The sequence below is a fragment of the Acidovorax sp. NO-1 genome (genome assembly GCF_000238595.1).
GTDB lineage: Bacteria > Pseudomonadota > Gammaproteobacteria > Burkholderiales > Burkholderiaceae_C > Acidovorax.
The window spans coordinates 20,831-38,608 of record NZ_AGTS01000077.1; the positions used below are offsets into that span (position 1 = coordinate 20,831).

Annotated in this window: 16 protein-coding genes and 2 tRNA genes; 16 read left to right on the forward strand and 2 right to left on the reverse strand. The window is 62.3% G+C overall.

All coding sequences use genetic code 11. The annotated features are described in order from the left end of the window. Nucleotides 1-70 precede the first annotated feature (70 nt). The 10 genes from hscA (at nt 71) to KYG_RS10110 (ending at nt 6,832) form a co-directional block, all read left to right on the forward strand. Nucleotides 71-1,942: a Fe-S protein assembly chaperone HscA gene (gene hscA / locus KYG_RS10065; RefSeq protein WP_008904783.1), complete on the forward strand. Its 1,872-nt coding sequence runs from the start codon at nt 71-73 to the stop codon at nt 1,940-1,942. A gap of 41 nt (nt 1,943-1,983) precedes the next feature. Continuing rightward, nucleotides 1,984-2,322, forward strand: a complete 339-nt coding sequence (fdx, locus tag KYG_RS10070; protein WP_008904784.1) for an ISC system 2Fe-2S type ferredoxin — start codon at nt 1,984-1,986, stop codon at nt 2,320-2,322. Continuing rightward, nucleotides 2,322-3,035, forward strand: a complete 714-nt coding sequence (gene dnaQ, locus KYG_RS10075) for a DNA polymerase III subunit epsilon (RefSeq protein WP_008904785.1) — start codon at nt 2,322-2,324, stop codon at nt 3,033-3,035. Before fdx ends, dnaQ begins: the two co-directional genes overlap by 1 nt. Before the next feature lie 37 nt (nt 3,036-3,072). Beyond that, nucleotides 3,073-3,147, forward strand: a tRNA-Val gene (locus tag KYG_RS10080). Between the two features lie 46 nt (nt 3,148-3,193). Next, a tRNA-Val gene (locus KYG_RS10085) sits at nt 3,194-3,268 on the forward strand. A 180-nt stretch (nt 3,269-3,448) separates the two neighbouring features. After that, a complete protein-coding gene (locus KYG_RS10090) occupies nt 3,449-4,486 on the forward strand; it encodes a histone deacetylase family protein (RefSeq protein ID WP_008904786.1) in 1,038 nt (345 codons plus the stop codon). A 29-nt stretch (nt 4,487-4,515) separates the two neighbouring features. Then, on the forward strand, nt 4,516-5,613 hold the full coding sequence (locus tag KYG_RS10095) for an NAD(P)/FAD-dependent oxidoreductase (RefSeq protein WP_008904787.1): 1,098 nt from the start codon (nt 4,516-4,518) through the stop codon (nt 5,611-5,613). A 146-nt stretch (nt 5,614-5,759) separates the two neighbouring features. Beyond that, nucleotides 5,760-6,062: a DUF883 family protein gene (locus KYG_RS10100; RefSeq protein ID WP_008904788.1), complete on the forward strand. Its 303-nt coding sequence runs from the start codon at nt 5,760-5,762 to the stop codon at nt 6,060-6,062. Between the two features lie 42 nt (nt 6,063-6,104). Further along, on the forward strand, nt 6,105-6,500 hold the full coding sequence (locus tag KYG_RS10105) for a phage holin family protein (protein ID WP_008904789.1): 396 nt from the start codon (nt 6,105-6,107) through the stop codon (nt 6,498-6,500). Further along, nucleotides 6,500-6,832, forward strand: coding sequence for a hypothetical protein (locus KYG_RS10110; protein ID WP_008904790.1), 333 nt, complete (start codon nt 6,500-6,502; stop codon nt 6,830-6,832). Before KYG_RS10105 ends, KYG_RS10110 begins: the two co-directional genes overlap by 1 nt. A 105-nt stretch (nt 6,833-6,937) precedes the next feature. Here the strand turns inward: KYG_RS10110 and KYG_RS10115 are convergent, their stop codons facing one another. Then, nucleotides 6,938-7,990, reverse strand: coding sequence for a quinone-dependent dihydroorotate dehydrogenase (locus tag KYG_RS10115; protein ID WP_008904791.1), 1,053 nt, complete (start codon nt 7,988-7,990; stop codon nt 6,938-6,940). 37 nt (nt 7,991-8,027) lie between these two features. Here KYG_RS10115 and rpiA point away from each other — a divergent pair, with 37 nt between their 5' ends. Continuing rightward, nucleotides 8,028-8,717: a ribose-5-phosphate isomerase RpiA gene (gene rpiA / locus KYG_RS10120; protein ID WP_008904792.1), complete on the forward strand. Its 690-nt coding sequence runs from the start codon at nt 8,028-8,030 to the stop codon at nt 8,715-8,717. 93 nt (nt 8,718-8,810) lie between these two features. On the opposite strand, the gene KYG_RS10125 is transcribed toward rpiA, so the two are convergent. Then, nucleotides 8,811-9,875 (reverse strand): AI-2E family transporter, encoded by a 1,065-nt coding sequence (locus KYG_RS10125; protein WP_008904793.1) that lies wholly within the window; start codon nt 9,873-9,875, stop codon nt 8,811-8,813. 240 nt (nt 9,876-10,115) lie between these two features. Here KYG_RS10125 and KYG_RS10130 point away from each other — a divergent pair, with 240 nt between their 5' ends. The 5 genes from KYG_RS10130 (at nt 10,116) to KYG_RS10150 (ending at nt 17,709) form a co-directional block, all read left to right on the forward strand. Further along, nucleotides 10,116-12,995, forward strand: coding sequence for a 2-oxoglutarate dehydrogenase E1 component (locus KYG_RS10130; protein WP_008904794.1), 2,880 nt, complete (start codon nt 10,116-10,118; stop codon nt 12,993-12,995). A 52-nt stretch (nt 12,996-13,047) separates the two neighbouring features. Further along, nucleotides 13,048-14,313, forward strand: a complete 1,266-nt coding sequence (gene odhB / locus KYG_RS10135; protein ID WP_008904795.1) for a 2-oxoglutarate dehydrogenase complex dihydrolipoyllysine-residue succinyltransferase — start codon at nt 13,048-13,050, stop codon at nt 14,311-14,313. A 97-nt stretch (nt 14,314-14,410) separates the two neighbouring features. After that, on the forward strand, nt 14,411-15,838 hold the full coding sequence (lpdA, locus tag KYG_RS10140) for a dihydrolipoyl dehydrogenase (RefSeq protein WP_008904796.1): 1,428 nt from the start codon (nt 14,411-14,413) through the stop codon (nt 15,836-15,838). 81 nt (nt 15,839-15,919) lie between these two features. Then, nucleotides 15,920-17,017: a cell division protein ZapE gene (gene zapE, locus KYG_RS10145; RefSeq protein WP_008904797.1), complete on the forward strand. Its 1,098-nt coding sequence runs from the start codon at nt 15,920-15,922 to the stop codon at nt 17,015-17,017. Beyond that, complete coding sequence (locus KYG_RS10150) at nt 17,014-17,709, forward strand: hypothetical protein (RefSeq protein WP_008904798.1); 696 nt, start codon at nt 17,014-17,016, stop codon at nt 17,707-17,709. The genes zapE and KYG_RS10150 overlap by 4 nt, the downstream gene beginning before the upstream one ends. Nucleotides 17,710-17,778: the final 69 nt, after the last annotated feature.

Here is a 17,778-nt window from a genome sequence, read left to right on the forward strand (position 1 = left end):
GGTTTAGCTTTCCCACAGGGAGCCCGGTTGTTGTGATGGCGGGCTCCACCACGTTGAGACCCGAAATTTCATGGCGCTTTTGCAGATCTCCGAACCCGGCCAATCCCCCGCCCCGCACCAGCGGCGTATTGCGGTAGGCATTGATTTGGGCACCACCCATTCTTTGGTGGCGGCCGTGCGCAATGGCGTGGCTGAGTGCTTGCCCGACGCCCAGGGCAGGGTGTTGTTGCCCTCAGTGGTGCGTTATCTGGAAAAGGGCGGGCGCCAGATCGGATACGACGCCGTTGCCGCGCAAACACACGATGCACGCAACACCATCGCCTCGGCCAAACGCTTCATGGGGCGTGGCCTGAACGATGTGGCGCAAGCGGACAAGTTGCCGTACGACTTTGTAGCTTCCAGCGATGCGCAGGCGGGGGGGATGGTCAGTGTTGCCACGGTAGATGGCAACAAGTCTCCCGTCGAGGTGAGTGCCGAGATTCTGGCCACCCTGCGCTACCGCGCCGAAGACACGTTCAATGATGACCTGTACGGTGCCGTCATCACGGTGCCGGCCTATTTCGATGACGCCCAGCGGCAGGCCACCAAGGATGCCGCCAGGCTCGCGGGCATCCATTTGCTGCGTCTGATCAACGAGCCCACCGCGGCTGCGATTGCCTATGGACTGGACAATGCCAGTGAGGGGGTCTACGCCGTGTACGACCTGGGCGGGGGCACCTTTGACATCTCCATCCTGCGCCTGACCCAAGGGGTGTTTGAAGTCATTTCCACAGGCGGCGATTCGGCGCTGGGCGGCGACGATTACGACGCTGCGCTGGCAGACTGGGTGCTGCAGCAGCTCGCGCTGGAGGCGACCACGCCTGCAGACAAATCAGCAGTGCGCATGGCTGCGCGTGCCTGCAAGGAGGCGTTGACTGCTACTGATATTGCAGCATTCAGCGCTTTACTATCAAGCGCTGAGGCCCGATTTGACGTCAAACTTAGTGACTTCGAAGCGATAACGGCCAATTTGACCGCGCGCTCCATGGCCGCTGTGCGCCGTGCGTTGCGCGATGCCCATCTGGGTCGCGATGAGGTGCAGGGTGTGGTCATGGTGGGCGGCTCCACGCGCATGCCCCAGGTGCGGCGTGCCGTGGAGGAATTTTTCGGCAAACCGCCTCTGACCAACCTCAATCCCGACGAAGTGGTGGCGCTGGGCGCAGCCATCCAGGCCAACCAGCTGGCGGGCAACAACACCGCAGGCGACCTGCTGCTGCTCGATGTGATCCCTCTGTCGCTGGGTATTGAAACCATGGGCGGGCTGGTGGAGCGCATCGTGGCGCGCAACGAGACCATTCCTACTGCCAAGGCGCAGGATTTCACCACCTACAAGGACGGACAGACCGCTCTGGCGATCCACGTGGTGCAGGGAGAGCGTGACCTGGTACAGGACTGCCGCAGTCTTGCGCGCTTTGAGCTTCGGGGCATCCCGCCCATGGCTGCGGGAGCCGCTCGCATCCGTGTGACCTTCACGGTCGATGCCGATGGCCTGTTGAGCGTAAGCGCGAAGGAGCAGGGCAGCGGCGTGGAGGCGCGGATAGACGTGAAGCCGTCTTACGGCCTCTCGGATGACCAGATAGCCCGCATGCTGCAAGACGGCTTCGCGACCGCCGCGCAGGACATGAAAGCGCGCGCCGTGGTCGAAGCCCGTGTGGACGCCGACCGCATGCTGATCGCTACCCAGAGCGCGCTGGACGCGGATGGCGATGTGTTGAGCGCGCAGGAGCGTGCCGCCATTGATGGCCTCATGGTGACTTTGCGGCACCAGCGCGACTCCGAAGACGCTGCGGTCATCGAGGCTGCGACCGATGCCCTGGCCAAAGGTACCGAAGCCTTTGCGGCCCTGCGCATGAATCGCGGAATTCGGCAGGCCCTGGCTGGCAAGAACGTGCAGGCCCTCTGAGCCTGGTGAACGCACCCCACCGTACAAAAAATACAACCCCCATGCCCGTCATCAAGATCCTTCCCCATCCCGAGTACTGCCCCGCAGGCACCGAAATCACGGCACCCGCCGGCACCTCGATCTGCGAAGCCCTGCTCGACAACCACATCAACATCGAGCATGCCTGCGACATGAGCTGCGCCTGCACCACGTGCCACGTCATCGTGCGCCAGGGTCTGAACTCGCTGAATGCCGCTGAAGAAGAGGAAGAGGACCTGCTGGACCGCGCCTGGGGCCTGGAGCCGCAGTCGCGTCTTTCCTGTCAGGCCATCCTGGCGCAGCAGGATCTGGTGGTGGAGATTCCGAAGTACACGATCAACCACGCCAAGGAAAACCACTGATGTCCAGGCAGATCGTTCTCGATACCGAAACCACCGGCCTTTCGGCCGAAGGCGGGGACCGCATCATTGAGCTCGGCTGCGTGGAGCTGCTCAATCGCAAGCTGACCGGCAACAACCTGCATCTGTACTTCAACCCCGGCCGTGAAAGCCATGAAGACGCGCTGAAGGTGCATGGCATCAGCAACGAGTTCCTGAAAGACAAGCCCAGATTCGCCGAAGTGGTGGAAGACATCCTTCAGTACCTGCAGGGCGCCGAGATCATTATCCACAACGCTGCGTTCGACGTGGGCTTTCTGAACAAGGAGCTGGAGCTGGTGGGCCGTCCGGCTTTCCGCACCTATGTGGAGAGCGTGACCGACACGCTGGCCATGGCCAAGGAGATGTACCCGGGCAAGCGCAATTCGCTCGATGCCCTGTGCGACCGCCTGGGGGTGGACAACTCCGGCCGGACCTTGCACGGCGCCTTGCTGGATGCGGAGCTTCTGGCCGATGTGTACATCAGTCTCACGCGCGGCCAGGACGCCCTGTTGATGGTGGATGATGAAAACGTCACCAGTGATGGACTGAAGGTTGCAACGATCGACTTGCGGCTGTTGAGCCTGCCCATCCTGCGCGCCAGCGAGCAGGAGCAACTCCAGCATGCGGATGTGCTGGCGCAGATCGACAAGGCAAGTGGCGGCAAAACAATTTGGCGTGCCGTTCAGACAAGCTGAAAACCTGTGCCATAATCGTGGGCTGTCACAGAGACACGGGTGATTAGCTCAGCGGTAGAGCACTGCCTTCACACGGCAGGGGTCACATGTTCGATCCATGTATCACCCACCACGCTTTCTGACGGTCGCGAATGCATTCTGATCAGAGTGCCATCGTCGGGTGATTAGCTCAGCGGTAGAGCACTGCCTTCACACGGCAGGGGTCACATGTTCGATCCATGTATCACCCACCAATTTGAAACCCCTGCAGATTCCGTCTGCAGGGGTTTTTTCATGCCCATGCGCATCCAGTGATGGGGTGCGCGCTGGCGGCGCCAGTGCAGCTAAAGTGTTGTGTCGTCTTCCAATGCGGCTGCTTTTGGCGGCTGCCCCGATAGTCCTCTCACCCCTCTCGCAGTGGATGCGCCCGAACCATGATCACGTTTCACAACCCTCTTCATCAAGGCCATGCGCCGGCCCACGAATTTTTTCGGGGTGAACGTGTGCCCTGTTTCGAGAAGCCCGCACGCGTGGACTACGTGGAAGCGGCGTTGCGGGCGCGGGGTCACGGTCTGCTGCCGCCCGACACAGATAGCGGGCCAACGTTGTCCGAGGTGCATGCGCCGAGATACCTGGCCTTCCTGCAGACTGCTTGGCAGCAATGGCTGGAGCTTGATCCTGCGAATTCCGCCATCCAGCCGTTTCCGTCGGTCTGGCCGGTACGCACCCTGCGCAGCGATTTGGAGCCACTCAATTTCGTGGCCCGCCTGGGGCTTTATTCGATGGACAATGGCACCCCCATGGCGCCGGGAACCTGGGCTGCAGCCAAGGCCGGTGCGGATGCGGCTGCAAGCGCTGCGTCCAGGGTTGCCCAGGGTGCGCGCGCAGCGTTCTGCTGTACACGCCCTCCGGGCCACCATGCGGGCCCCGACTTCATGGGCGGCTACTGCTTTCTGAACAATGCGGCTGTGGCTGCGCAGGTACTGCGCCACCAGGGTGCGCGGCGTGTGGCAGTGCTGGATGTGGACTACCACCACGGCAACGGCACGCAAAGCATCTTCTATGACCGGGCCGACGTGCTGTTTGTCAGCATTCATGGCGATCCGCGTACCGAATACCCGTTTTATCTGGGCCATGCTGATGAAACCGGCGTGGGAGAGGGCGAAGGTTTCAACCTGAACCTTCCGCTTCCTGCGGGCACCAGTGCCGCCGCCTGGTTGGATGCTCTGGAGTTTGCCTGTGCGCGTATTGACCGCCACGGGGCTGACGCCCTCGTGATTTCACTCGGACTCGATACCTTCGAGGGTGATCCCATTTCCAAGTTTGCGCTTGCGTCCGCTGATTTCCGCCGGGTGGGTGAGCGCCTGGCCGGTTTGCGACTGCCCGCCGTCTTTGTGCTTGAAGGCGGCTATGCGGCTGCAGAGCTGGGGACCAATGCCGTCAATGTGCTTGACGGGTTCGAGCAGGTCTGAGGACTTCGCATTCATTTAAGGTTTGTGTGATGGCAGATGACGTGGAATGTGTGGTGGTTGGCGCTGGTGTGGTGGGGCTGGCGGTTGCGCGCGCACTTGCCCTGCAGGGCCGCGAAGTGATGGTGCTGGAGTCCGCGGACGCCATCGGGACCGGAACCAGCTCGCGCAACAGCGAGGTGATTCACGCCGGGCTCTACTATCGCCCTGGCTCGTTGAAGGCCGGGCTGTGCGTGCGGGGGAGGGACATGCTGTATGCCTACTGCGCCGAACGGGGCGTACCCCACAGCCGCTGCGGCAAGCTCCTGGTGGCCACGTCAGAGGGCCAGCTCCCGGGTCTTGAGTCCATCCGGGCGCGCGCACATGCCAACGGCGTGCTGGAATTGCGCTGGATGGAACGGCACGAAGCTCTGGACCTGGAGCCCGCGTTGGACTGCGTCGCCGCATTGATCTCGCCCAGCACCGGCATCGTCGATAGCCACGCACTGATGCTCGCACTGCAGGGTGATCTGGAGCACGCTGGAGGAATTGTGGTGCTCAATACGGCTCTGGGGCTTGCTGAGTGTGCGCAGGATGCTATCTATTTGGGAGCAATGGACGGCACGCGGTTGCGAGCGCGCACCGTGGTCAATGCGGCGGGCCTGCACGCACCCGGACTCGCCAGCCGGTTCGCTGGCTTGGCGCCGGTTCATGTGCCGCACGCCCGCTATGCCAAAGGCAGCTATTTCACTTTGTCGGGAAAATCCCCCTTCAGGCACTTGATCTACCCGGTGCCTGAAGCGGCAGGCCTGGGGGTGCACTTGACCCTGGACCTGGGTGGTCAGGCCAAATTCGGGCCCGATGTGGAGTGGGTCGATTCGCCCGAGGATTTGCTCGTAGACCCCGCGCGCGGGGACGATTTCTACGCTGAGGTACGCAAATACTGGCCCGGGCTGCGTGACGGATCCCTGTCACCGGGATATGCGGGCATACGTCCCAAAATCCACGGCCCGGGCGAGCCTGCGGCGGACTTTGTGATTCAGGGACCATCAGCCCATGGTATCCCGGGCCTGGTCAACCTGTTCGGGATCGAATCACCGGGGTTGACAAGCGCTCTGGCAATTGCCGAACATGTGGCCGAACTCGTTTGATCTGCGGCAAGGCATTTTCAATCCGTTACCTCATGCGACCCCGTCCTACGAAGGGGAACAGCACAGGTGGATAAGATGAACTGGTGTTCTGAATGGCTCGGCCGACAGGGCTGCCCTATTTTTTTGTTGCTTCAAGAAAGGCTTGTATGACTGCTTCCGACACCACCACCACCCAGGGCGAACTGGAAAAGCTGGTTTCTGATCTGCGGGGGCTTCTGGCCAACAAAGATCTCGACGCAGTCCCTGAGATCAAGCTGCTGCGCCAGCGCTTGGACGATGGCATGCACAACGTTCGCGAATCTGCCGTGCGCGCTGCGCAAGACGCAGCTCGGCAGGCCAAGGAAGCGGCCCTTGCAGCGGACCGCTATGCGCATGACGAGCCTTGGCGCGTAGCAGGCGCCGCACTCGCGGTGGGGGCACTGGTGGGTTTTCTGCTGGCGCGCCGCTGATCCGGGCTGCTTGGGCTTGAGTACGCAACACAAGGGCTGCGAATGAACTGGCTTTCTCTTCTGGGGCTGGAGGCACTGGTAGCCCGTTGGCGCGCCAATGTGATCGAAGGCGCGATTGCGGTGGAAGACCGGATGGACCTGGCCAGGCTGGAATGGCACGATCAGAAGCAGCGTTTGCAGCAAATGCTGGTGCTGACCATCGTGGTCGCAGGGCTCACGGTGGTGGCGTTGATCATGCTTTCGCTGGCGGTGCTGGTGCATTTCTGGGATACGCCCCATCGTACGCTGGTGGCCTGGCTGGTTGCCGCTGTATGGACCGTGGGATGGGCCGCGATGCTGATGTCGCTGGTGTCTGTGGTTCAGAAGGCGGGGAATGGTTTTGCCCTGACGCGCCGCGAACTCGCGCAGGACTGGCGGGATATCAAGGAACGTCTGTGATGGCAACCCCGACTTCATCGCTTCAACCCATGACGCAGCAGGCTGTTCCATCGCCGACGGCTGACCAGCAAAGGGTGCTGGACCGTATTGCTCTGCAACGCGAACGTCTTCGCGCCCGCAGGGCCGCACGGGCCCAGTCGTTGGCACTGGCGCAGCGTGAACCGCTTGGCGCCGCCTTGGACGAGTCTATGCTTTTGCGTGTTGCAGGTTTTGCGCGGCAGCATCCTGTGGCGGTGGCCACCATGGCAGGTGTTGCTCTGGTAGCGGGGCCGCGCCGCCTGATCCGGTGGGCTGGGGTGGTTCTGCCGATGCTCATGCGGTTGCGACGCTGAGCAGGCGCCGGTATTGGGCCTCAAGATGCCCGCCACTTCACATCAAAAAGCCGCTGTTGACAGCGGTTTTTTATTGGACACGGGACTGCCGGAGATATCGTGTATTCATCTCATGGCTTTGATGGCCTTTGCCGCCTTGACCACCAGTGCAGGGCCTTCGTAGATCAGCCCCGTATAGATTTGCACCACATCCGCACCCGCGCGGACTTTGCTGACCGCGTCTGCTGCGCTCATGATGCCGCCCACCCCAATGATGGGAAAGCGGCTGCCAAGCGCGGCGCGCAGCTGGCGGATAACCTGGTTGCTGGCCTCCAGCACCGGCGCTCCGCTGAGTCCACCGGCTTCCTCGGCATGGCGCAGGCCCTGCACTGCGGTGCGGCTGATGGTGGTGTTGGTGGCGATCACGCCGTCCATCCCGTGGCGTTGCAGTGTGGCGGCGATCACCGACACCTGGGCTTCATCGAGGTCGGGGGCAATTTTCACGAACACCGGCACGCGGCGACCATGCTGGGTGGCCAGGGCCTCACGCCGCTCGGCAATGGCACCCAGCAAGGCGTCCAGGGCAGCGTCGCTTTGCAGGGCCCGCAGGTTCTGGGTGTTGGGTGAGCTGATGTTGACCGTCACGTAGTCAGCGTGGGGATAGACGCCCTCCAGACAGGTCAGGTAGTCGCTGGTGGCATTCTCGATGGGGGTGGTGGCGTTCTTTCCGATGTTGAGGCCCAGCAGCAGGGGATGTTTGCGGCTTTGCGAGCGAAATTGCGCCTGCTGCACGTTGTGCAGGAACGCGTCCAGGCCCTCGTTGTTGAAGCCCAGGCGGTTGATCAGCGCGCGTGCTTCGGGCAGGCGGAACATGCGCGGCTTGGGGTTGCCAGGCTGCGCCTTGGGCGTCACCGTGCCGACCTCGACAAAGCCGAAGCCCATGGCCCCCAGCGCGTCGATGCAGCGGGCGTTCTTGTCCAGGCCTGCCGCCATCCCCACGCGGTTGGGAAAGGTCAGGCCCGCCAACACCACGGGGTCGTCCACGGTTTCATTGCACCAGGCCCATTGCAGCGGGGTGCGCTGCCCGCGTGCCAGCATGTCCATGGTGAGTTCGTGGGCGGTCTCGGCATCCATGCCAAAGAGAAAGGGGCGGGTGAGGGCGTAGGGGATGAGGGACATGGAGAGATAATTCAAGGATTACCCCCGATTTTCTCCCATGACGACCACTCCTTCCCTCACCCAAGACGAACTCAAGACCCTGGTAGGCCAAGCCGCGCTGCAATACGTGGTGCCTGGCGAGATCGTGGGCGTAGGCACCGGCTCCACCGTCAACAAGTTCATCGACGCTCTGGCCACCATGAAGAACCAGATCAAAGGTGCTGTCTCCAGTTCAGTGGCCAGCACGGAGCGGCTCAAGGCGATCGGGATCCCAGTGTTGGATGCCAACGACGTGGAATCGCTCGCGGTCTACATCGACGGAGCGGATGAAATTGATGGCAAAGGCCACATGGTCAAAGGTGGTGGCGCCGCCTTGACGCGCGAAAAAATCGTTGCGGCGCTGGCCAGGCGCTTTGTGTGTATTGCAGACGAATCCAAGCTGGTCCAGGTTCTGGGGCAGTTTCCTCTGCCGGTGGAGGTGATCCCGATGGCTGCCAACCATGTTGCTCGGCGTTTTGCAGCGATGGGTGGCCAGGCGCAGCTTCGGATGCGGGATGGGCAACCGCTGGTCACCGACAACGGTCAGCAGATCCTGGATGTCCGCGGGCTCTCGATCACGGACCCGTTGGCGTTTGAATCCGACATCAATCAGTGGCCGGGGGTGGTGACGGTGGGGGTTTTTGCGCACCAGAAGGCATCTGTCTGTCTTCTGGGCACCGCACAAGGTGTGAATACGCTTACTTACTGACCTGCGCTGCGGATGAGTGGTGACAAGCACAGGTGCCCGATCTCGCCGACACGCGTCTAGTTGAGATAGCGTCGGGCTGCGGGCAGGGTGAAGTCAACGGGACGACGTGTCTTCCGCAACCGGAGGGGAGAACAGATCCCAACTGGCCATGAAAAGTGCTGCGATGACCGGGCCAATGACAAACCCGGTGAGTCCGAACAAGGCCATACCGCCCAGCGTGGAAATCAGCACCACGTAGTCGGGCATCTTGGTGTCCTTGCCCACCAGGATGGGGCGCAGTACGTTGTCGACCAGCCCGATCACGAAGATCCCGAAAGCAGTCAGCACCACGCCTTGCCATATGGCACCCGTGGCCAGAAAGTAGATGGCAACGGGTACCCAGATCAGTCCCGCGCCCACCGCGGGCAGAAGCGACAGGAACGCCATCAGTACGCCCCACAGTACGGGGCCCTGGATTCCGAGAAACCAGAACATCATTCCGCCCAGTGCGCCCTGGGAGGCCGCTACGACGATGTTGCCCTTGACAGTCGCACGGATCACGGTGGTGAATTTCCCCACCAGTTGCCGCTTGTGCGTCTCATCCAGCGGGGTGGCCTGCCGGATACGCAATGCCAATCGGGCACCATCGCGCAACAGGAAGAACAGCAGGTAGAGCATGATGCCGAAGCTGACGATGAACTGCAGCGTGTTCTGCCCAATGCTCAGCGCCTGCGTGGCAATAAACTGGCTGGCCTGTACGGCGAACGAAGACAGCTTTTGTTGAAGCTCACCGAGGCTGGTGAGTTCAAGACGGTCCATCAAGCTCGCAGCCCATGGCGGAAGGGCTGCGATGACCTGTTGCAGGTACAACCCGAAGTTGATCTGGCCGGAGCGAACCCGCTCATAGATCACCGTGGCTTCTTGAATCAGTGACACGGTGATGGCGGCCATCGGCAGGATCACTACCACGAGACACAGGCCCAGCGTGCACAGCGCAGCCAGCGTGGGGCGTCTGGGCATTCGGCGCAGCAGCTTGCGGTGCAGCGGCGCAAAAAGAACGGCCAAAATCACCCCCCAGAAAACCGCCCCATGAAACTGCCACAGGATTGCGCCAAATGCGATCGTGACAAGGATGAGCAGTAATAGGAAAGCTTTGTCCTGAAGGTTGTGATGCAGCATGGATAGGCAAAGGAGTGAGACCCCGGAATGTACGCGAGCCCGGACGCCGCACTGCTGTCAGGCGCTGCGACGGGGCTTCAGATGGAAGCTTCGGCGGGCCAATGGTGTTCGGTGGCACAATAGCGGCCGTACCAAGGCCCTTCCCCAGCCACAGTCGCATCCGCCAACCGGTTCAGCCGTGTCGCGGAAGGTTTCTCAACCAGCTAATGCTTTCCCAAGGAAAGCGGAGGTCAGCGGAATATGAGCGATACGACATCCGTCTATCAAGCCTACCAAGGCAACACTTACCTCTTCGGCGGCAATGCGCCCTATGTCGAAGAGATGTACGAGAACTATCTCGCCAATCCAGGCAGCGTGCCTGATACATGGCGTGAGTATTTTGATGCGCTGCAGCATGTGCCTGCAGTCGACGGCAGCAATGCCAAGGACGTTCCGCACCTCCCGGTCATCAACGCTTTTGCCGAGCGCGCCAAGCAGGGCGGCACCAAGGTGGTCGTGGCCTCCGGGGCGGATTCGGAAATGGGCCGCAAGCGTACCGCCGTCCAGCAACTGATCGCCGCCTACCGCAACGTGGGCCAGCGCTGGGCGGATCTTGACCCCCTCAAGCGCACCGAGCGCCCCGCGATTCCCGAGCTGGAACCGTCTTTCTACGGCTTCAACGATGCTGACCAGGAAGTCGTGTTCAACACCAGCAACACGTTCTTCGGCAAGGAATCGATGACGCTGCGCGAGTTGATCAACGCGCTGCGCGAGACCTACTGCGGCTCCATCGGTGCCGAATACATGTACGCCACGGACCAGAATCAGAAGCGCTGGTGGCAGGAGAAGCTCGAGACGATCCGCAGCAAGCCCAGCTTTGGCCCTGAGAAGAAGAAGCAGATCCTTGACCGCCTGACGGCGGCGGAAGGGCTGGAGCGCTTCCTGCACACCAAGTACGTGGGTCAAAAGCGGTTTTCGCTGGAAGGTGGTGAGAGCTTCATTGCCGCGATGGATGAGCTCATCCAGTCTGCGGGCGCCAAGGGCGTGCAGGAGATCGTGATCGGCATGGCCCACCGCGGTCGCCTGAATGTGCTGGTCAACTCGCTGGGCAAGATGCCCAAGGATCTGTTCGCAGAGTTCGACCACACAGCGCCTGAAGACCTGCCTGCCGGTGACGTGAAGTACCACCAGGGTTTCAGCTCGGACGTGACCACCCCCGGCGGCCCGGTGCACCTGTCGCTCGCGTTCAACCCGTCTCACCTTGAAATCGTGAACCCCGTGGTGGAAGGTTCGGTGCGCGCGCGCATGGACCGTCGTGCCGACCCCTTGGGTCAACAGGTGCTGCCTGTGCTGGTGCATGGCGATGCTGCCTTTGCGGGCCAGGGCGTGAACCAGGAAACCCTGGCGCTGGCGCAGACCCGTGGTTACTCCACGGGTGGCACGGTGCACATCATCATCAACAACCAGATCGGCTTCACCACTTCTGATCCGCGCGATGCGCGTTCCACGTTGTACTGCACCGACATTGTCAAGATGATCGAGTCGCCAGTCTTGCACGTGAATGGCGATGACCCGGAAGCCGTGGTGCTGGCCACCCAGCTGGCACTGGAGTTCCGCATGGAGTTCCGCAAGGATGTGGTGGTGGACATCATCTGCTTCCGCAAGCTGGGCCATAACGAACAGGACACGCCGGCACTCACGCAGCCGCTGATGTACAAGAAGATCGGCCAGCACCCCGGCACGCGCAAGCTGTATGCCGACAAGCTGGCAACTCAGGGCCTGGGCGAATCGCTGGGCGACGACATGGTCAAGGCGTACCGCGCTGCGATGGACGCGGGCAAGCACACGGTCGACCCCGTGCTCACCAACTTCAAGAGCAAGTACGCCGTGGACTGGAGCCCCTTCCTCGGCAAGAAGTGGACCGACGCGGGTGACACCGCCATTCCTCTGGCCGAGTGGAAGCGCCTGGCCGAGAAGATCACCACCATTCCCGAGAGCGTGACCCCCCACCAGCTCGTTAAGAAGGTGTACGACGACCGCGCGGCCATGGGCCGTGGCGAAATTCCTGTGGACTGGGGCATGGGCGAGCACATGGCGTTTGCCTCACTGGTGGCCAGCGGTTACCCGGTGCGCCTGTCGGGCGAGGACTGCGGTCGTGGCACCTTCACGCACCGTCATTCCGTCATCCACGATCAAAAGCGTGAAAAGTGGGACACCGGCACCTATGTGCCCCTGCAAAACGTGGCCGAAAATCAGGCACCGTTTGTGGTTATCGATTCCATCCTTTCGGAAGAAGCGGTGCTGGGCTTTGAATACGGCTACGCGTCCAACGACCCGAACACACTGGTGATCTGGGAAGCGCAATTCGGCGACTTTGCCAACGGCGCGCAGGTGGTGATCGACCAGTTCATCGCCTCTGGCGAAGTCAAGTGGGGCCGTGTGAACGGCATCACGCTGATGCTGCCGCACGGCTATGAAGGCCAGGGCCCAGAGCACAGCTCGGCGCGCCTGGAGCGCTTCATGCAGCTGGCGGCTGACGCCAACATGCAGATCGTGCAGCCAACCACGGCCAGCCAGATCTTCCATGTGCTGCGCCGCCAGATGGTGCGCGACCTGCGCAAGCCGCTGATCATCATGACGCCCAAGTCGCTGCTGCGTAACAAGGACGCCACGTCGCCGTTGTCCGAGTTCACCAAGGGCAGCTTCCAGACGGTGATTCCGGAGCAGGATGAGTCGATCGCCAAGAAAGCCGCCAAGGTCAAGCGGGTGATTGCCTGCTCCGGCAAGGTCTACTACGACCTGGTGAAAAAGCGTACGGAAAAAGAAGCCGATGACGTTGTGATCCTGCGCGTCGAGCAGCTGTACCCGTTCCCGCACAAGGCGTTTGCCGCAGAGCTCAAGAAGTACCCCAACGCTACCGATGTGGTCTGGTGCCAGGACGAGCCACAGAACCAGGGTGCGTGGTTCTTCGTGCAGCACTACATCCACGAGAACATGCTGGATGGTCAGAAGCTCGGCTACGCCGGCCGTGCCGCCTCGGCGTCGCCCGCGGTGGGCTATGCCCACCTGCACCAGGAGCAGCAAAAGGCGCTGGTGGATGCCGCATTCTCCAAGCTCAAGGGTTTTGTCCTGACCAAGTAAGGCCAGCAACACCTACCGAACACAGAACAGAACCCTACTGAAAGAATTCAAAATGGCTATCGTAGAAGTCAAAGTCCCCCAGCTGTCTGAATCCGTGGCAGAAGCCACCATGCTGACCTGGAAAAAGAAGGCCGGCGAGGCCGTGGCCGTGGACGAGATCCTCATCGAGATCGAAACCGACAAGGTCGTGCTCGAAGTGCCCGCGCCCTCCGCAGGGGTGCTGGCGGAGATCATCCAGGGCGACGGCGCCACCGTGGTGGCCGAGCAGCTCATCGCCAAGATTGACACCGAAGGCAAGGCCGGTGCAGCCGCGCCTGCCCCTGCCGCATCTGCGCCGGCACCCGCCGCAGCCGCCCCAACGGCAGCCCCCGCCGCCGCTGGCGGCTCCAAGGGAGATGTCGCCATGCCTGCCGCTGCGAAGCTTCTGGCGGAGAACAACCTGTCAGCATCCGCGGTGGCTGGTACCGGCAAGGACGGCCGCGTGACCAAGGGCGATGTGCTGGCTGCCGTGGCCGGTGGCGCCAAGGCCGCAGTCGCCCCCAGCGTGATCCCCACCGGCGTCCCCACCAAGGCACTGCCGCAGGTGTCGGCACCTGCCGCGAAGGAAGACCTGGGCGACCGCCCCGAGCAGCGCGTGCCCATGAGCCGCCTGCGCGCCCGCGTGGCCGAGCGCCTGCTGCAGTCGCAATCGACCAACGCCATCCTGACCACGTTCAACGAAGTGAACATGGCGCCGGTGATGGAGATGCGCAAGAAGTTCCAGGACACCTTCACCAAGGAACATGGCGTGAAGATCGGCTTCATGAGCTTCTTTGTGAAGGCTGCTGTGCACGCCTTGAAGAAGTTCCCTGTGCTGAATGCTTCGGTGGATGGCAACGACATCGTCTACCACGGCTACTTCGACATCGGTATTGCCGTGGGCTCGCCCCGTGGCCTCGTGGTGCCCATCCTGCGCAACGCAGACCAGATGAGCTTTGCCGACATCGAAAAGAAGATTGCTGAATTCGGCAAGAAGGCCGCAGAAGGCAAGCTGGGCATTGAAGAAATGACCGGCGGCACGTTCTCGATTTCCAACGGTGGCACCTTTGGCTCGATGATGTCCACCCCCATCATCAACCCGCCCCAGTCGGCCATCCTGGGCGTGCACGCCACGAAGGACCGCGCTGTGGTGGAAAACGGCCAGATCGTTGTCCGCCCGATGAACTACCTGGCGATGTCCTACGACCACCGCATCATCGACGGCCGCGAAGCCGTGCTGGGCCTGGTGGCCATGAAGGACGCGCTGGAAGACCCATCGCGCCTGCTGTTCGATATTTGAGCGCCGAGCGCTGAAAGCATCGACCCACCCATGTGGCCTGGCCTGTGCTGGAGCCCGTCGGTGGGTCTTTCTCCAACTGATCGAGTGAGATTTCCCCATGAGCAAACAATTTGATGTCGTCGTGATCGGTGGCGGCCCCGGCGGCTACATCGCTGCCATTCGTGCAGCGCAGCTGGGCATGAACGTGGCCTGTATCGATGAATGGAAAAACGACAAGGGCGGCCCGGCCCCCGGCGGCACCTGCACCAACGTGGGTTGCATTCCGTCCAAGGCGCTGCTGCAATCGTCCGAGCATTTCGAGCATGCCAACAAGCACTTCGCCGAGCACGGCATCACCGCCACCGGCGTCAAGATGGACGTGGCCAAGATGATTGCCCGCAAGGACACCGTCGTGAAGCAGAACAACGACGGCATCCTGTACCTGTTCAAGAAGAACAAGGTCAGCTTCTTCCACGGCCGCGGTTCGTTCGTGAGGGCCGCCGAAGGGGGCTACGAGATCAAGGTGGCTGGCGCGGCAGAAGAGTCGCTCACCGGCAAACAGATCATCATCGCCACCGGCTCCAACGCCCGTGCGCTGCCCGGCACGCCGTTCGACGAAGAACTGGTGCTGTCCAACGACGGCGCGCTGCGCGTGGGCGCGGTGCCCAAGAAGCTCGGCCTGATCGGCTCGGGTGTGATCGGCCTGGAAATGGGCTCGGTGTGGCGCCGCCTGGGCGCCGAGGTCACCATCCTCGAAGGCCTGCCCACCTTCCTGGGCGCGGTGGATGAGCAGATCGCCAAGGAAGCCAAGAAGGCTTTCGATAAGCAGGGCCTCAAGATCGAACTCGGCGTGAAGGTTGGCGAGATCAAGACCGGCAAGAAGGGCGTCTCCATTGCCTACACCAACGCCAAGGGCGAAGCCCAGTCGCTAGAGGTGGACAAGCTCATCGTCTCCATTGGCCGCGTGCCCAATACCATCGGTCTGAACACCGAAGCCGTGGGCCTGCAGCTCGACGAGCGCGGCGCGATCGTGGTCGATGCCGACTGCAAGACCAACCTGCCCGGCGTGTGGGCGGTGGGCGACGTGGTGCGTGGCCCGATGCTGGCGCACAAGGCCGAGGAAGAGGGCGTTGCCGTGGCCGAGCGCATTGCCGGCCAGCACGGTCATGTCAACTTCAACACCATTCCCTGGGTGATCTACACCAGCCCCGAAATCGCATGGGTGGGCCGCACGGAGCAGCAGCTCAAGGCCGATGGCGTCAAATACAAGGCCGGCAGCTTCCCGTTCCTGGCCAACGGCCGCGCACGCGCGCTGGGCGATACCACCGGCATGGTCAAGATGCTGGCCGATGCCGAGACCGATGAAATCCTGGGCGTGCACATCGTTGGCCCACAGGCCAGCGAGCTGATTGCCGAGGCTGTTGTCGCGATGGAATTCAAGGCCAGCAGCGAAGACATCGCGCGCATCTGCCACGCGCATCCTTCCCTTTCGGAAGCCACCAAGGAAGCGGCCCTGGCCGTGGACAAGCGCACTCTGAACTTCTGATTTTTGAATAAAATCAGGCTCTAGCGCTTACGGGGTAAGCGCTAGCAGCTATAAAACTCATAGCTTCAGGGTATCGAATTCGTGACTGTCAAACAGGCTTACCTGGCTGAGCTGGCCGCCAAGGGCTACCAAAGTGATCCTGCGCAGCTGCGCGCGGTCGATGCGCTGCAGCGCTGCGCTGACGACTGGGCGGCCTACAAGGCGCGACGGTCCAATGCGCTCAAGAAGCTGATCAACCGGCCTGACGTGCCGCGCGGCGTGTACATGTATGGTGGGGTGGGGCGGGGCAAGAGCTTCCTCATGGAATGCTTTTTTGATGCCGTGCCCCTCAAGCGCAAGGTCCGTCTGCACTTTCACGAGTTCATGCGCGAAGTACACCGCGAACTCGCCGGCCTGCAGGGTACGGTGGACCCGCTGGATGTGCTGGGTGCGCGCATCGCCAAGCGCTACAAACTCATCTGCTTTGACGAGTTCCACGTGGCGGACATCACCGATGCCATGATCCTGCACCGCTTGCTGGCAGCACTGTTTCACAACGGCGTGGGGTTTGTGACCACGTCGAATTTCAAGCCTGATGACCTGTACCCCGACGGTCTGCACCGCGACCGGATCCTTCCCGCCATCGCGCTGTTGAATGAGCGGCTCGAGGTGGTGAACGTGGACAACGGAGTGGACTATCGCCGGCGCACCCTGGAACAGGTGAAGCTGTACCACACCCCGCTGGGGCCGCAGGCCGATGCGGAGATGAACACGGCGTTTGACCAGCTGGCGGAAGTGCATGACGAGGACCCGGTGCTGCACATCGAGGCCCGAGAGATCCGCGCCCGCCGCAAGGCGGGGGGGGTTGTCTGGTTTGATTTCCGAACGCTGTGCGGCGGCCCGCGCTCGCAAAACGACTACCTCGAAATCGCGACGCAATTTCATACGGTGCTGCTGTCGGATGTGCCGTACATGCCGGTCAGCATGGCATCGCCTGCGCGGCGGTTTACCTGGCTGATCGACGTCTTGTACGACCGGCGCGTCAAGCTCATTCTGTCTGCTGCGGTCCCGCCTGAGCAGTTGTACACCGAAGGCCCTCTGGCCCATGAGTTTCCCCGCACGGTATCGCGGCTCAACGAGATGCAGTCCAAAGAGTTTCTGGCCCTGGAGCGCCGCACCGTGGATACGGGGCTGACATGAGCGGCACGCGGTGGTTTGGCCCAGTTTTGGCGCTGGTGGCCGGTTGGGGCTTTGCTGTGGCGGCCATCGCGCAGCCTTCGCTTGGGTCTGAAGGTGTAGCCGGCCAGCAGCACGCGCCCCTAACGGCAGCGCGCGAGGCAGAACACGACCGCGTCCGCCAAGAGCGGGAGGTTCTCAACGCCCGGCGTCAACGCGATGAATCCGTGTGCTATCGGCGGTTCATGGTGGAAGACTGCCTGCGGGGTGTGCGGGCACAAGCGCGGGATGATGAGGCCCGTCTGCGCGTGCGGGAAATTGAACTCAACGACGCAGAGCGCAAGGAAAAGGCTGCGGCACGGTTGAAGAGCATTGAAGACAAGCAGCGTGCAGTGCCGCAAGGTGTGGGCACCCAGGGGCCTGTGTTGCGCCGGGCGTTGCCGGAGCCCAAGGCCGATAAGGGGCTGCGTGATTCGCAGGCGGCGCAGCGTGCTGAGCACCAGCGCAGCAAGCTCCAGCAGCGATCCCGGGAGCAGGCTGCGCGGGAGAGAGCTGAATCTGAACGCGCGGCCCGCGCGCGGGTGCGCCATGCGCAGCGGCTTGAGGCAGCGCAGCAACGCCGTGAGCGCGTGGCTCAGTCAGAGGCAGAGGCTGCCTTGCAGGGTCGCAAGCGGCCAGCGCCGCTGCCCGCGGGGTCGGCCGTCGTCAGCCCTTGAGCATCAACCGGACAGCGTAGGGCGTATCCGCTTGAAGAGGTAGTGAGCACCAGAGCCCCGGCGGGAGGC

Bases quoted from the DNA above. Each gene is read 5' to 3' on its own strand.
- lpdA (WP_008904796.1), top strand. From the start codon at position 14,411: ATGAGCAAACAATTTGATGTCGTCGTGATCGGTGGCGGCCCCGGCGGC.
- KYG_RS10105 (WP_008904789.1), top strand. From the start codon at position 6,105: ATGAACTGGCTTTCTCTTCTGGGGCTGGAGGCACTGGTAGCCCGTTGG.
- rpiA (WP_008904792.1), top strand. From the start codon at position 8,028: ATGACGACCACTCCTTCCCTCACCCAAGACGAACTCAAGACCCTGGTA.
- KYG_RS10090 (WP_008904786.1), top strand. From the start codon at position 3,449: ATGATCACGTTTCACAACCCTCTTCATCAAGGCCATGCGCCGGCCCAC.
- hscA (WP_008904783.1), top strand. From the start codon at position 71: ATGGCGCTTTTGCAGATCTCCGAACCCGGCCAATCCCCCGCCCCGCAC.
- KYG_RS10115 (WP_008904791.1), bottom strand. From the start codon at position 7,990: ATGTCCCTCATCCCCTACGCCCTCACCCGCCCCTTTCTCTTTGGCATG.
- KYG_RS10125 (WP_008904793.1), bottom strand. From the start codon at position 9,875: ATGCTGCATCACAACCTTCAGGACAAAGCTTTCCTATTACTGCTCATC.
- KYG_RS10095 (WP_008904787.1), top strand. From the start codon at position 4,516: ATGGCAGATGACGTGGAATGTGTGGTGGTTGGCGCTGGTGTGGTGGGG.
- dnaQ (WP_008904785.1), top strand. From the start codon at position 2,322: ATGTCCAGGCAGATCGTTCTCGATACCGAAACCACCGGCCTTTCGGCC.
- fdx (WP_008904784.1), top strand. From the start codon at position 1,984: ATGCCCGTCATCAAGATCCTTCCCCATCCCGAGTACTGCCCCGCAGGC.
- KYG_RS10110 (WP_008904790.1), top strand. From the start codon at position 6,500: ATGGCAACCCCGACTTCATCGCTTCAACCCATGACGCAGCAGGCTGTT.
- odhB (WP_008904795.1), top strand. From the start codon at position 13,048: ATGGCTATCGTAGAAGTCAAAGTCCCCCAGCTGTCTGAATCCGTGGCA.
- KYG_RS10150 (WP_008904798.1), top strand. From the start codon at position 17,014: ATGAGCGGCACGCGGTGGTTTGGCCCAGTTTTGGCGCTGGTGGCCGGT.
- KYG_RS10100 (WP_008904788.1), top strand. From the start codon at position 5,760: ATGACTGCTTCCGACACCACCACCACCCAGGGCGAACTGGAAAAGCTG.
- KYG_RS10130 (WP_008904794.1), top strand. From the start codon at position 10,116: ATGAGCGATACGACATCCGTCTATCAAGCCTACCAAGGCAACACTTAC.